The organism is Iodobacter sp. CM08 (assembly GCF_033446605.1).
Classification (GTDB): domain Bacteria; phylum Pseudomonadota; class Gammaproteobacteria; order Burkholderiales; family Chitinibacteraceae; genus Iodobacter.
Window position 1 is genome coordinate 55,198 of the sequence record NZ_JAWQUO010000011.1, and the last position, 13,283, is coordinate 68,480.

General features: G+C 47.6%; 14 protein-coding genes. 7 read left to right on the top strand and 7 right to left on the bottom strand.

What is annotated here, in order from left to right; all coding sequences use genetic code 11:
• Window positions 1-21: 21 nt before the first annotated feature.
• The gene (locus tag R6242_RS07965) at window positions 22-1,932 is read left to right on the top strand and encodes a chemotaxis protein CheA (RefSeq protein ID WP_318425831.1); all 1,911 of its coding nucleotides are present in this window, start codon (window positions 22-24) and stop codon (window positions 1,930-1,932) included.
• Between the two features lie 110 nt (window positions 1,933-2,042).
• The gene (locus tag R6242_RS07970) at window positions 2,043-3,263 is read left to right on the top strand and encodes an EAL and HDOD domain-containing protein (protein WP_293935236.1); all 1,221 of its coding nucleotides are present in this window, start codon (window positions 2,043-2,045) and stop codon (window positions 3,261-3,263) included.
• A 68-nt stretch (window positions 3,264-3,331) separates the two neighbouring features.
• Here R6242_RS07970 and adk read toward each other — a convergent pair whose 3' ends face one another.
• The 6 genes from adk to R6242_RS08000 all read right to left on the bottom strand — a co-directional run bounded on the left by adk (window position 3,332) and on the right by R6242_RS08000 (window position 7,330).
• Window positions 3,332-3,985, bottom strand: a complete 654-nt coding sequence (gene adk, locus R6242_RS07975; protein ID WP_318425833.1) for an adenylate kinase — start codon at window positions 3,983-3,985, stop codon at window positions 3,332-3,334.
• 31 nt (window positions 3,986-4,016) lie between these two features.
• Window positions 4,017-4,781, bottom strand: coding sequence for a 3-deoxy-manno-octulosonate cytidylyltransferase (gene kdsB, locus R6242_RS07980; protein WP_318425835.1), 765 nt, complete (start codon window positions 4,779-4,781; stop codon window positions 4,017-4,019).
• Window positions 4,778-4,960, bottom strand: a complete 183-nt coding sequence (locus R6242_RS07985) for a Trm112 family protein (protein WP_318425837.1) — start codon at window positions 4,958-4,960, stop codon at window positions 4,778-4,780. The genes kdsB and R6242_RS07985 overlap by 4 nt, the downstream gene beginning before the upstream one ends.
• 326 nt (window positions 4,961-5,286) lie before the next feature.
• The gene (gene lpxK / locus R6242_RS07990) at window positions 5,287-6,264 is read right to left on the bottom strand and encodes a tetraacyldisaccharide 4'-kinase (protein ID WP_318425840.1); all 978 of its coding nucleotides are present in this window, start codon (window positions 6,262-6,264) and stop codon (window positions 5,287-5,289) included.
• Window positions 6,265-6,296: 32 nt separating this feature from the next.
• Window positions 6,297-6,719, bottom strand: coding sequence for an ExbD/TolR family protein (locus R6242_RS07995; protein ID WP_293937880.1), 423 nt, complete (start codon window positions 6,717-6,719; stop codon window positions 6,297-6,299).
• Between the two features lie 2 nt (window positions 6,720-6,721).
• Window positions 6,722-7,330 carry a MotA/TolQ/ExbB proton channel family protein gene (locus tag R6242_RS08000; RefSeq protein ID WP_293937882.1) on the bottom strand — a complete coding sequence of 203 codons (609 nt, stop codon included), beginning with the start codon at window positions 7,328-7,330 and terminating at the stop codon, window positions 6,722-6,724.
• Window positions 7,331-7,809: 479 nt separating this feature from the next.
• On the opposite strand from R6242_RS08000, the gene xseA reads away from it, so the two are divergent.
• Window positions 7,810-9,165: an exodeoxyribonuclease VII large subunit gene (gene xseA, locus R6242_RS08005; RefSeq protein ID WP_318425843.1), complete on the top strand. Its 1,356-nt coding sequence runs from the start codon at window positions 7,810-7,812 to the stop codon at window positions 9,163-9,165.
• A gap of 57 nt (window positions 9,166-9,222) precedes the next feature.
• Here xseA and R6242_RS08010 read toward each other — a convergent pair whose 3' ends face one another.
• Window positions 9,223-10,389: a PilT/PilU family type 4a pilus ATPase gene (locus R6242_RS08010; RefSeq protein ID WP_293937886.1), complete on the bottom strand. Its 1,167-nt coding sequence runs from the start codon at window positions 10,387-10,389 to the stop codon at window positions 9,223-9,225.
• 262 nt (window positions 10,390-10,651) lie between these two features.
• On the opposite strand from R6242_RS08010, the gene R6242_RS08015 reads away from it, so the two are divergent.
• The 4 genes from R6242_RS08015 to gspG all read left to right on the top strand — a co-directional run bounded on the left by R6242_RS08015 (window position 10,652) and on the right by gspG (window position 13,214).
• Window positions 10,652-11,581, top strand: coding sequence for a Nudix family hydrolase (locus R6242_RS08015; protein WP_318425846.1), 930 nt, complete (start codon window positions 10,652-10,654; stop codon window positions 11,579-11,581).
• A complete protein-coding gene (locus R6242_RS08020) occupies window positions 11,578-12,015 on the top strand; it encodes a hypothetical protein (protein WP_318425848.1) in 438 nt (145 codons plus the stop codon). The genes R6242_RS08015 and R6242_RS08020 overlap by 4 nt, the downstream gene beginning before the upstream one ends.
• The gene (locus R6242_RS08025) at window positions 12,016-12,519 is read left to right on the top strand and encodes a M48 family metallopeptidase (protein WP_318425850.1); all 504 of its coding nucleotides are present in this window, start codon (window positions 12,016-12,018) and stop codon (window positions 12,517-12,519) included.
• Between the two features lie 278 nt (window positions 12,520-12,797).
• A complete protein-coding gene (gene gspG, locus R6242_RS08030) occupies window positions 12,798-13,214 on the top strand; it encodes a type II secretion system major pseudopilin GspG (RefSeq protein WP_293937894.1) in 417 nt (138 codons plus the stop codon).
• The last annotated feature ends 69 nt before the right edge of the window (window positions 13,215-13,283 follow it).

Consider the following 13,283-nt stretch of genomic DNA (forward strand, 5'->3'; position numbering starts at 1 on the left):
GCAACCTTTGGGGGAGCGAAGATGAGCACTGACTTTGGCGGCATGGAAGACCTGCTGCAAGATTTTTTAACAGAAGCGTCTGAGCTCCTGTCTGAAGTAGACAATAAACTCGTTGAACTTGAAAAAAGGCCCAACGACAAAAATCTACTGAACGATATTTTCAGGGGTTTTCACACCATTAAAGGTGGGGCAGGCTTTCTTAATGTTGATGCCATGGTTCGCCTATGTCATCGCACAGAAAATCTATTTGATAAACTGCGTACTTTAGAGCTAGTTCTTACTCCAGAGATCATGGATACCATAATGGCCGCAACTGGCATTGTGCGTGACATGTTTGGTGCACTAGCAAAAGGCGCTTTGCCTGCTAATGCGCCAGAAGAGTTAATCGCAGCACTGGATGCCGTGCTCGAAGGGCGGCCCTTAGAAACGGTTGTTGCCCATATTGCCGCACCAGCGCCAAGCCCTACTCCAGCAGCCGCCATACCGACTCACGGCCCTGATTGGGATACGTTATATAATGCCTTACTTGGCATACAAAGCGCTCCTAGTTCCGTCATGGCCGCAGTTGCTACACCTATTAATAATGAAACACAGCATGGACCTGCAGCCATGGAACACGTTGTTACTGATCCAATGAATAGCTTAAAGCCAGCACCGGTAAAAGCTGCGGTTGCCGCTCCTCAGCAGCAACAACAGCAACAGGTTGCGGCGGCTCCGCAAGAAGCCACGATCCGTATTGATACCGTACGGCTGGATCAAGTGCTTAACTTATCCGGTGAAATTGGCCTAACCAAAAACCGTCTAACTACGCTACGCACCGATATTATGGCGGGCAAGATGGATAGCAACACCTTAAAAGCGATGGATGAGGCTATTAGCCAACTTGATCTCTTGGTGGGTGATTTGCAAAATGCGGTTATGAAAACACGTATGCAGCCTATTGGCCGCTTATTTCAAAAATACCCCCGTTTAGCACGCGATTTAGCACGCCAACTTGGTAAAGACGTTGAGCTAGTCATTTCTGGTGAAGAAACCGAACTAGATAAAACCATGCTTGAAGACTTGAACGATCCACTCGTTCACTTGGTGCGTAATGCGGTTGATCATGGTATCGAAACCATGGAAGACCGTAAAACCAGCGGCAAGCCAGCCAAAGCGATTGTTGAGCTATCCGCCACGCAAGTTGGCGACCATATTCTGATCGCGATTACGGATGATGGCCGAGGGATGCGCCCCGATGTGATCCGTAAAAAAGCGGTTGAAAAAGGTTTGATTGATGTCGAAACGGCCAATAGCCTAGACGACAAACAAAGTTTGCAACTCATCTTTATGCCTGGTTTTTCAACCAAAGACCAAGTTTCCAGTGTATCTGGCCGTGGTGTGGGTATGGATGTGGTTAAAACCAATATCCAGCGCCTTAATGGCCGTATTGATATTCAATCAGTCGTTGGCGAAGGCTCACGCTTCACCATTTCTCTGCCACTCACCTTGGCCATTCTACCGGTACTGGTTGTGCGCGTTTGTGATCAGCCATTTGCAGTGCCACTGGCTATGGTGCGTGAAATCATCCCAATTCGGCATGAGCAAATCCAAGAAGTATCTGGCCGCGCCACGATTGTGGTTCGCGACGAAATACTCTCGGTACGCTCATTGGCCAGCCTACTCGGCTGGGAAGAAGTACAACTTCCGCAGTTTGGTGTATTGATGCAATCTGCTGAGCATTCCTTTATCTTGGCCGTAGATAGCTTTATTGGCCGTGATGATGTGGTAATTAAACCACTACAAAATATTCGCCCTAAAGGTGTTGCAGGTGCAACGCTATCGGGTGATGGCTCCGTCGTGCTTGTTTTAGATATGGAAGACCTGCTGGGTGCGGCAGATGCAGACAACTCTGCAATCCGTACCTCACGCTTCCTTGAAAAAACTGAGTAACTTATGCATTTGCAGCTAGGAACAATTCATAACCCTAGCTGCATACAGAACTGCTACAATTTTCCGGTGCGAATATCGCCTCGATGTCGCGTACAGGGTGTTTCCAAAATATGACGCAAGACCACGCATTTATCGGCCGCCAGCCTATCCTTAATCGCCAACAAGAAATTATTGGCTATGAGCTGTTATTTCGACTCAACAAAGAAGCAGTTACCGCAAACTTCTCCAGTGATATGCAAGCTGGCACCAATGTACTAGTAAACACACTCAGTAATATGGGTACAGATTGGCTAGTGGGTAATAAATTAGCCTTTATTAACGTTGCTGAATCGATGTTAGAAAGTAATTTCTTGGAATTACTTCATCCAGAACGTGTGATTTTAGAAGTGGTAGAAACCACCGAAGCTACTCCACAATTATTGGCGCGCTTGCAAAGTCTAAAAGATCAAGGCTTCTCAATTGCACTAGATGATTTTGTGCTTACCCCACAAACAGCACCATTCTTAGAGTTTGCTGATTATATTAAACTTGATATTCAGCTATTAGGCATGGCACAAGTGCCAGCGCTCTCTAAAGAATTACGCTGCTCTAAAGCCCTACAAGTTGCAGAAAAAGTTGAAACTAAAGATGAATTCAAGCAATGCATGGATTTAGGCTTTGAATGTTTCCAAGGCTATTACTTTGCCCACCCAGAAACACTGGCGGCTAAAGTCATCAATCCATCTTATGCCAACATTCTCAATCTTTTAAATATGTTGCGTAATAATGCAGAATTAAAAGATATTGAAAATGCGCTTAAACGCGACGTTGCTTTATCTTTTAAATTATTACGTTACATTAATTCAGTTGGCTTTGGCTTATCGTGTGAGATTCAATCGTTCCGCCATGCAGTGACTATTTTAGGCTATCAAAAGCTGTATCGCTGGCTCACGCTGCTCTTAGTTACGGCCGGTGCAGATAGTGGCTCACCCCCTGCCCTGCTTAAAACAGCCATTACTCGTGGCCGTTTAGTTGAATTACTCGGCTCGCATTTGCTGGATGGCCAAGATCGAGACAATCTATTTATTGTTGGCGTATTCTCACTACTCGACGTATTACTCGATATGCCAATGGATAAAATCTTAGAAACACTGATTTTGCCAGAGAATGTCACGGATGCCTTGATGACTCGTACGGGTATGTACGGCCCCTTCCTAGCGCTAGCAGAGGCTTGTGAAGACCCAAGCATGTCTGAGGTGCCCTTTTTGTGTGAGCAGCTACAACTCACACCTGACATGCTAAACCGCTCACACGTTCAAGCACTAAAATGGGTTGAAGAACTGGGCGTATAAGCCATTTTTTAGCAAAAAAAAAGCCGCTAGATGCGGCTTTTTTCACAACTTAAACGCAATTGAGATTACTAGCCCAAAGCGACAAAGAGCTGATCACGAATCACTTCAACTTGGCCTACGCCATTTACTTTTACGTATTTAGGCGCAGTAGCATCGCCGCTGGCGGCCATTTCACCGTAGTAGCCAACCAATACTTCTGTTTGCTCATGATAAACAGCCAAGCGCTTTTTAACGGTTTCTTCTTCGTCATCGGCACGCTGAATTAGCTCTTCACCCGTTACATCGTCCACGCCTTCAGTCTTAGGCGGATTAAATTTAACATGGTAAGTACGACCAGAGGCAACGTGAACACGGCGGCCAGCCATGCGATCAACGATAGCTTCATCAGGCACATCAATTTCTACCACGTAATCAATCACCACACCGGCTTCTTTCATGGCGTCTGCTTGTGGCACTGTGCGTGGAAAGCCATCAAACAAAAAGCCATTGGCGCAATCTGCATCCGTAATGCGCTCTTTAACTAAGCCAATAATGATGTCATCACGAACCAAGCCGCCCGCATCCATAATTGATTTAGCTTCTAAACCAAGCGGAGTGCCTGCTTTAACTGCAGCGCGCAACATATCGCCAGTGGAAATTTGCGGGATATTATATTTTTCTTTGATGTAAGTCGCTTGCGTGCCCTTACCGGCGCCTGGTGCACCCAAAAGAATAAGTCTCATTGTTTTTCCCTAGTGGTTAATATATTTTAAATTATGATAATTGACTAAATACGGTTCGCACTCGCGCTAAATCTTCTGGCGTATCGACTCCGGCCACTGGTGCATGGGCGGTAATATGCACACCAATAGCGTAACCATGCCACAGCACGCGCAGTTGTTCCAGCGCTTCAATCGATTCGATGTAGGATGGCGACAGTTCTCGGTAAGTGCGTAGGAATCCAGCGCGATAGCCGTAGATACCAATATGCCGCAAGGGCATCAATTCTGGGGGCAGTACCGAGCGATCACGCATAAAGGCATCACGTGGCCATGGAATAGGTGCACGGCTAAAATACATGGCGCGCTGTTTGGCATCTAAAACCACTTTGACGACATTTGGGTTAGCAAAATCAGCCGCATTATCAATGCTGTGGCAAGCGGTGGACATCGCAAGGCTAGCGTCTTCAATCAGCTTTGCCGCCACCGCATCAATCAAGCTTGGATCAATCAATGGCTCATCGCCCTGCACATTTACCACTACGGCATCATCGCTTAAACCCAGCAAGTCCACCATTTCAGCGAGGCGATCCGTGCCACTTGGGTGATCATCCCGCGTTAAAATGGCGCGATAACCGGCAGCCTCAACCGCAGCTTTAATTTGCTCATCATCTGTAGCTACGCACACTAAGCTTGCCGAGGATTTAAGCACCTGCTCAATCACCCTTACCACCATCGGCTTACCACCAATATCGGCCAGCGGCTTATTGGGTAGGCGGGTGGATTTGAGCCGTGCAGGGATCAGTGCAACAAAACTCACCGCACTTCTTCCGTAGCAGCAAGCTCACGCGCTTCAACTTGCAACATCACAGGGATGCCGTCTTTAATCGCATAGGCTAAGCGATCGGCTTTGCAAATCAATTCTTGTTGGCTTTTTTCATAAGTCAGCGGGCCTTTGCAGACTGGGCAGACTAAAATTTCTAATAACTTTGCATCCATTTGGCATTCTCTCGCTATTTATCGATGAAGTGAGCTATTTGATGGCGAGATTTAACTCGCTTAGTGATAGCGCACAAACCTTACCGTGATCATGATTGAAATGCTTGCGCTAGGGCCAGCATCCGCCAGGTAAAAGGCTACCTGACTATGCCTCTTGCCCAATCTCATTATAAATATCGTAGGACGGGTGAAACCCGCGGGCTTATTCAGCATTGCTCGCGGGTTTCACCCGCCCTACAAACTCCAAAACCAAGCACTCAATAAATCCATCTACACAGAGTCCATTGGGCAAGAGACATAATCAGGAAAGGCTATGAAATTTGCAATTACCGCGTACTGAGCAAACTCATTTTGTGACCTAGCCAGCTAGCCAAGTCGGGCGTTAAGCTTGCGCTTACCGGCAAAACCCAGATTCTAACATCAGAGAGGCCTGCTAGCTTCACTGCATCTTTTTCTGTAACCAGAATAATGTCGGCATCAGGTAAGTCTTGGGGGCTAAATTGATGATGATCGGCAAAAGCGTGCTCGGTAAATTCTAAGCCGAGCGCTGTTAAAGTATTAAAAAAGCGCTGCGGATTGCCGATTCCACATACGGCAGCAAGACGTTTACCCTGCCAGGATTGCTGCGTAGCGCCGCTTAAAGAATAAAAATCTGCAGGCAGTAAAGACATCTGAAAGCATTCACTCTCCAGTAATAAGCGCTCAACCCCATTTACCACCACCGCGTCCACCGTTTTTAGCCGTGCTACAGGCTCCCGCAAAGGCCCCGCAGGAAGCAATACCCCATTACCAAAGCCGCGTGCACCATCAACTACACAAAGCTCTAAATCGCGCTGCAAGCGGTAATGCTGCAAGCCATCATCACAGAGCAAAACATTCACCTCTGGATGTGCAGCCAAAAGTGCCGCGCCTGCGGCAGCACGATCAGCAAAAACATAAACCGGCACAGCAGTGGCTTTGACTAATAAAATAGGCTCATCGCCGCTTTGAGCGGGATCGCTATCTTCAGTCACAGCAAGCGGGACAAGCGTCTTGCCACCATAGCCACGCGAAATAATGCCAGGAGAAAACCCCTGAGCCAGCAAGCTCTGGGCTAGATAAATAGTCAGTGGTGTTTTACCGGTGCCACCTACCGTAATATTGCCAACCACAATCACTGGCACTGGCAAGCGCACGCTTTGCTTTAACCCCAAGGCAAACAAAGCGCGACGCCCAACCCCTAGCCCCGCAAACAAAATTGAGAGCGGGCGCAATAGGTAGGAGAGGGGATGGTGAGGCGTGTACCAGATACGATCAAGCAGCATCGGCCCGCCTCACTTGAATTGCAATAAACCACTTACTTTGCATTCGTCTGCGTAGCAAAGGTCAACTTGCCATAGCCCGCAATGCGTGCGGCTTCCATCACGTTAACAACGGTTTGGTGAGCGCTTTGTGCATCAGCATTAATGATAATCATCGGGTCTGCTGTAGCCCCCGCAGCACGGCGTAATAGCAGGGCAAAATCATCGGCCGTACTAAAGGTGGCCGCATTGCCATTGACGCTGTATTGGCCATTGGCTGAAATCGCCACATTGATAGACTGCGGCTGTTTATCCGGTGATTTTTCTGCATCTGCCGTAGGCAAGGTGATTTTTAGCTCCGCAAACTTGGAATAAGTTGTGGTTGCCATCAGAAAAATCAAAATCACCAAGAGCACGTCAATCAACGGTACAAAGTTAATTTCTGGCTCTTCACGATTACGCCCTTTACGAAAATTCATAATTAATTCCGTTCGCCGTGAACAACTTCCACCAACTTAACGGCCTGCTGCTCCATTTCCACCAGAAAGCCATCCACCTTGCCGCGGAAAAAACGATAGAACATCAGCGCAGGCACAGCCACCATAATCCCGAATGCGGTGTTGTATAACGCCACAGAAATCCCATGCGCTAGCGCGGCAGGGTTAGCAGCACCGGTGGGTGATTGCGAGCCAAAAATTTCGATCATCCCGATCACGGTACCAAACAAGCCTAATAGTGGCGTGACTGCAGCCAGCGTACCCAGCATTGGCAGGTAGCGCTCTAGATCGTGAGCAATCACACTGCCCGCTTCTTCAATAGACTCTTTCATAATTTCGCGAGAGCTGCGAACATTCTTAAGGCCAGCCGCTAAAACACGGCCCAATGGGCTGCTAGCAGATAATTTACCCAGCATTTCGGCATTCACGCCCTGACCGCGATAATCTTGTACTGCGCGAGCCAACAAACCCTCAGGCAAAATTTGGCTACGGCGTAAAGATAGAAAACGTTCAATGATGATGGTTACAGTGGCAACAGAAGCGGCGATAATTAGCCAAATCGGCCAACCGGCCGCTTCAATAATAGCAAGCATGTGTTTAATCCTGAGGCACGATTAGAAGCGCGTAACTTTAACGGGATTAAGGGGCGGGGGGAAGCACTGTGCACTAACAAAAACACCAAAGTGTGCTCCGCCTAAAACGCCGCTCTATGTTTAGAGCGATAAAATGCTTATTTTAGCTGGTTTTAAAATCACAAAATATGCAGAAATCCAGCTTATCCAGCAGCTTTATTCTGAGCCCATTTGAAATAAAGCATGGCTAAGTCTGTGATCTGCCATGCTTTTTTTATTGTCAATAGCGCTGTGGATAACTTTGTGCACAATATATAAAAAAAGCATTAAATAGCGTGTAGCCAATAAAATGTGCGACTACACATTCTACATAATGATTTATTAATACACATATAAATCAACAAGTTAAAGCTTAATTCTCTACTACAACACTCATAGTCATACGCAAATCGTTAGTTTGCGCCATTTTGTGGATTAAACAGAGCCAAATCGAGATTGTCATGAATTTGTCAAGTACAAACGGCGTCATTTTAACCGTGGCGGAACTCAACAGCCGCGCCAAATCGCTGCTAGAAAGTAGTTTTCCTTTGTTGTGGGTGGCCGGTGAAATTTCAAACTTTAAACGTTACGATTCAGGCCACTGTTACTTCAGCTTAAAAGATGCAAAGGCCCAAGTAAGATGCGTGATGTTTCGCAATCGGGCTGCATTAATTGATTTTCAGCCTCGTGAAGGAATGCAAGTTGAAGCACGCGCACTGGTTTCTTTGTATGAAGCACGCGGTGATTTTCAACTCACCATCGAGGCCCTACGCCCCGCAGGTTTAGGCGCCTTATTTGCCGCCTATGAAAGACTCAAACAAAAATTAGAATTAGAGGGTTTATTTGCACCAGAGCGTAAAAAACCCCTACCTGTTTTTCCACGCGCTATCGGCATCGTCACCTCCCCCGCCGCTGCCGCACTCGCAGATGTCATTGCCGCCTTGCAACGCCGCATGCCCAGCTTGCCTATCATTCTTTATCCCACTCCGGTGCAGGGTATCGATGCCGCAGCACAGATTGCCAGTGCCATCCAAAAAGCCAATCAGCGCCAAGAAGTAGATGTACTGATTGTGTGCCGAGGTGGCGGTAGCCTAGAAGATTTATGGTCGTTTAATGAAGAAGTAGTAGCACGGGCCATTGCCGCCTGCACCATTCCACTGGTCAGTGGCGTTGGCCATGAAACCGACTTTAGCATTGCCGATTTTGTTGCCGATGTGCGGGCAGCAACCCCCACAGCAGCGGCAGAGCTAGTTAGCCCCAATCGCGATGAATGGCTAGCTCGCCTTGATCGCCAGCGTAGCCGCATGCACCGCGCCGTAGAGCGGCAGCTACAAAGCAAAATGCAGGGCTTAGACGCCATTGCAAGGCGTTTACAACACCCCGGAACCCGTTTAGCCCAGCAGCAAGCTTATATTTTGGAGCTAAGCCGCCGCCTGCATTTAGCCCCTAAGCGTGCGCTAGAAAAAAATTATTATCGCCTGACGCAATCGGCGCTGCGCTTAAACCACCTCAAGCCCAGCACAATGCACCAGCAAGATAGGCTTGCCTCACTAAAACAAAGGCTAGCCAGCGCACTACCACGTACGCTTTTACAGCGGCGGCAAAGTTTATCTATGCTCGCCGCCCGCTTAGAGCCATGGAACCCGCAAGCCGTCTTAGCACGTGGCTATGCCCTAGTCAGCCGGCCAGATGGGCAGCTGGTTCGGCTTGGCGCAAATCTTCAACACGGCGAGGCACTATCTCTGCAATTTGCCGATAGCGCTGTGGAGGTCAGGGTAAATAAAGACTTAGGCTTGCAGGGAAAGCTGGGCTTGTAAAGTAAGAAGGGCACGGCATGCCGTGCCCTTATAGGATTTCAATCCACACCTAGATAGCTATGCTGCTTCGTCTTCCTCTGGCTCGGCTTCGGCCACCAAGCTTAAATGGCCTAATTCATCATGGCCCACGCTTTTACTGTCTTTGCTTTTTAATTTAACCCGCAAACGCAATTCATTAATTGAATCAGCATTTTTAAGCGCTTCTTCTAAGCTAATTCGCCCATCTTCGTATAAATGAAAGAGCGCAGAATCAAAGGTTTGCATCCCTAGCTCTTCTGATTTGAGCATGGCGGTTTTAACCCCGCCCACATCCCCTTTAAAAATCATATCAGCAACCAGCGGTGAATTAAGCAAAACTTCAATCGCAGCCACACGCCCTTTTCCGTCATGAGTAGGAATTAAGCGCTGAGAAACCATCCCGCGCATATTCAAGGATAAATCCATATAAATTTGCGGATGGCGCTCTTCGGGAAAGAAATTAACAATACGCTCCAATGCCTGATTCGCACTATTGGCATGCAAAGTGCCCATGCATAAATGCCCCGTCTCAGCAAAAGACAAAGCGTATTCCATCGTGTCGCGATCACGAATTTCACCAATTAAAATCACATCAGGCGCTTGCCTTAAGGTATTTTTAAGCGCAGCAAACCAATGCTTGGTATCGCGCCCTACTTCGCGATGCGTCACCAAACAATTTTTACTTTTATGTACGTATTCGATTGGGTCTTCAATAGTGATGATATGGCCGTGGGTATTTTGATTACGGTAATCAATCATGGCCGCCATGGTAGTTGATTTACCCGATCCTGTTCCGCCCACTAATAACACTAGGCCACGCTTGGCCAGCACCACATCTTTTAAAATAGGCGGAAGTTTTAACTCATCAAAATCAGGAATCTTGCTGGTAATAACCCGCAGCACCATGCCAACTTTTTCTTGCTGCATAAACACATTAACCCGAAAGCGGCCGATGCCTTCTGGGTTAATCGCAAAATTGCATTCATATTCACGCTCAAATTCTTGCTGCTGATCAGCCCGCATCACCGAATACGCCAATGCCTTGCTAATCACTCCATTGAGCTTTTGATTACCCACTGGTGTGAGCTTGCCATTAATTTTCATTGCAGGCGGAAAATCATCGGCAATAAATAAATCAGACGCCTTATGCTGCAGCATCATACGCAGCAAATCATTGATCGTTTTATTGGCTTGTTCTGGCGTCATTATTAAAACCCTTTACACGGAGAAGCCCTGCCAGATTAGAAGTATTCTTAGCCAGATTCTTCCCGATATTGCAATTGATCAGATAAAGCGCCGATATGATATACGTGTTTTTATGCCAAAAATTGCTAAATAATAAAATTCTAATTTGCATCAAGATTAGGCGTATCAGGCAGGCGTGGCCTCAAGCCCTAGTATTCACGTAGCACGCCGCCCGCTTGCAAATACGGTAAAATGCCCGCCTCTTCTGTGAATTCAAAGATTTATGCGCAAAATCACTCATGTTGCAGCCGGTATTTTACTGCGCGCCGACGGCTCTTTTTTACTTGGCAGCCGCCCCATAGGTAAGCCCTACGCGGGCTATTGGGAGTTCCCAGGTGGCAAGCTAGAAAGTGGCGAGAGCGAGATCACGGCATTAAAACGCGAATTAGTCGAAGAGATGGGCATTGAAGTGACCGCGGCCACGCCATGGATCGTGCAAACCTTTGATTACCCGCACGCCAGTGTGCGGCTATCGTTTTTTAGAGTAACGGCATGGCAAGGCGAAATTACCGCCCATGAAGGGCAAGAGTTCGCTTGGCAACAGCCAGGTAAGCTGAATGTTTCACCCATCTTGCCCGCCAACGGCCCTATCTTGCGCGGCCTAGCCCTACCCAAGGTGATGACACTATCCAATGTGGCTGAACTCGGCGAAGCAGCCTTTTTAGCTCGCCTTGAGCAAAGCAAACCCAGCTGGCTTATTTTGCGCGAGCCTCAGCTTAATCAAGACCAATATCGCGGCCTAGCCGAACGAGTACTGGCTATTGCACGCGGCCAACACACCCGCGTTTTGCTGCACGATGCTATTGATTTAGCCACCCAGCTCAATGCCGACGGCGTGCATCTGCCCGCCCGCAGCCTGCTGGCACTCCAGCAACGCCCGCTCTTAGATTGGGTAGGCGCTTCCACCCACAATGCAGCAGAGCTTACCGCCGCCAGCCAGCTCGGCCTTGATTACGCCCTACTCGGCCATGTGTGCGACACGCCCTCTCATCCCGATCAAAGCGCATTAGGCTGGGCTGATTTTAAAGCACTGCTGGCACAAGGCTGGCCCTTGCCGGTGTACGCCTTGGGGGGAATGAGCAAAAACGATATCGCCTTAGCGCAAGAACACGGTGCACACGGCGTAGCCATCATGCGTGCGGCGTGGGTATGAAAGCTTGGATGATTAAAACCATCATCGGCCATCTGATGGTGTTGGCCTTAATTTTGGCGGTGCTTGGCAATAAATTTGGCTGGTTTACCCCAGATAATGAGCCAGAAGCACGGCTTAATTGCCCAGTATTTAGCGAGGGTTGCATCTTTAATTTTGAAGAACAAAGTTACAAAATTAAAAGCCGAGAGCCGCTTAATGCCAATAAACCCGTGCAATTACAAATAGAGGGCAAAGCCAAACAAATCCATGCCAGCTGGCAAATGCAAGGCATGGAAATGGGCCCCAATCGCTATCGTTTACTATCCAACAATCAACAAGATTGGCACGCTCAAACAGCCCTGCCTATTTGCACCAATAAACGACAAGATTGGCTATTAAAATTAGAAATAGATGGCCATCGTATTGATATCAGCACAGTTTCTGAAAAAAATTAAATGAATGCACTCAAATACTTAGCCGCCTACCCCGCCGCCATTCAAGCCAAGGTACAGCAACTATTAGATAGTAATCAGCTCGCCGAAGTGATTTTAAAAAAATACCCAGCCGCGCACGATATTAAAACCGACAAAGCTTTATATGACTACGTACTAGATATCAAAAACGATTATCTACGCAAAACCGATCCCATCAGCAAAATCGCTTTTGATAGCAAAATACACGTGATTAACCATGCACTGGGCCTGCACACCACCATATCCCGCGTGCAAGGCAGCAAGCTCAAAACCAAACATGAAATCCGCATTGCTTCCATGTTTAAAGAAGTGCCCATCGATTTTTTAAAAATGATCGTCGTACACGAGCTAGCCCATTTAAAAGAAAAAGAACACGACAAAGCGTTTTATAAATTATGCGAGCATATGGAGCCGCAATATCATCAGTTGGAATTTGATTTACGCTTGTATCTAACGCAAATTGATCGATATGGAAAATTATTCTGATTAGTTTTCAGCCACCTTTGCAATCCTGCTTGCCAAGGTGGCTATTTTAGCGCCGCGTTAAATGTATAAAATCCCGCTAAATGCCGCCATTCCTACTTCCTCTTTAGTCATTTTTACCCTAGCTTCCCTCATTCAAGCCCCCCATCCTAAGCTAGGTATTTTTCCATCTATGCAAAAGCCGCGAAAAAGGCTTGATCCAGTAAGAAGCCGCGTATTAGGATGCGGGAACAGAAGATGAAAGGCAGCTCCTGCTAGCCTTCACGGGAAGAGACCAAAAAATGAAAAATCATCGCCTCTCCAGCGGTTTCACGCTGCTGGAATTACTGGTTGTTTTGCTGATTATTGCCCTACTTGCAGGTTACGTTGGCCCCAAGCTGTTTGGCGAAGTGGGCAAAGCTAAGACCAAGACTGCGGCAAGCCAGATGAAATCGATCGCTGATGCGCTGGATCATTACCGCCTTGATACCGGCCACTACCCTAGCACTGAGCAGGGGCTCAATGTACTGACCAAAAAACCGGCTGACGAAGCAAAATGGCAAGGCCCATATCTGATGAAAGACGTACCGGCAGATCCTTGGGACAGGCCTTACGTTTACAGCAAACCAGGTGAAAATGGCCGTGACTATGACTTACTGAGCTATGGCGCAGATGGCAAGGCCGGTGGTACGGGTGAAGATACGGATGTCAGTTATTAAGCTGTCAAAAAAAACTAGCTACCCATCCGCTTAAAACGGCGGGTTTCACCCGCCCTACATGACAAAAAG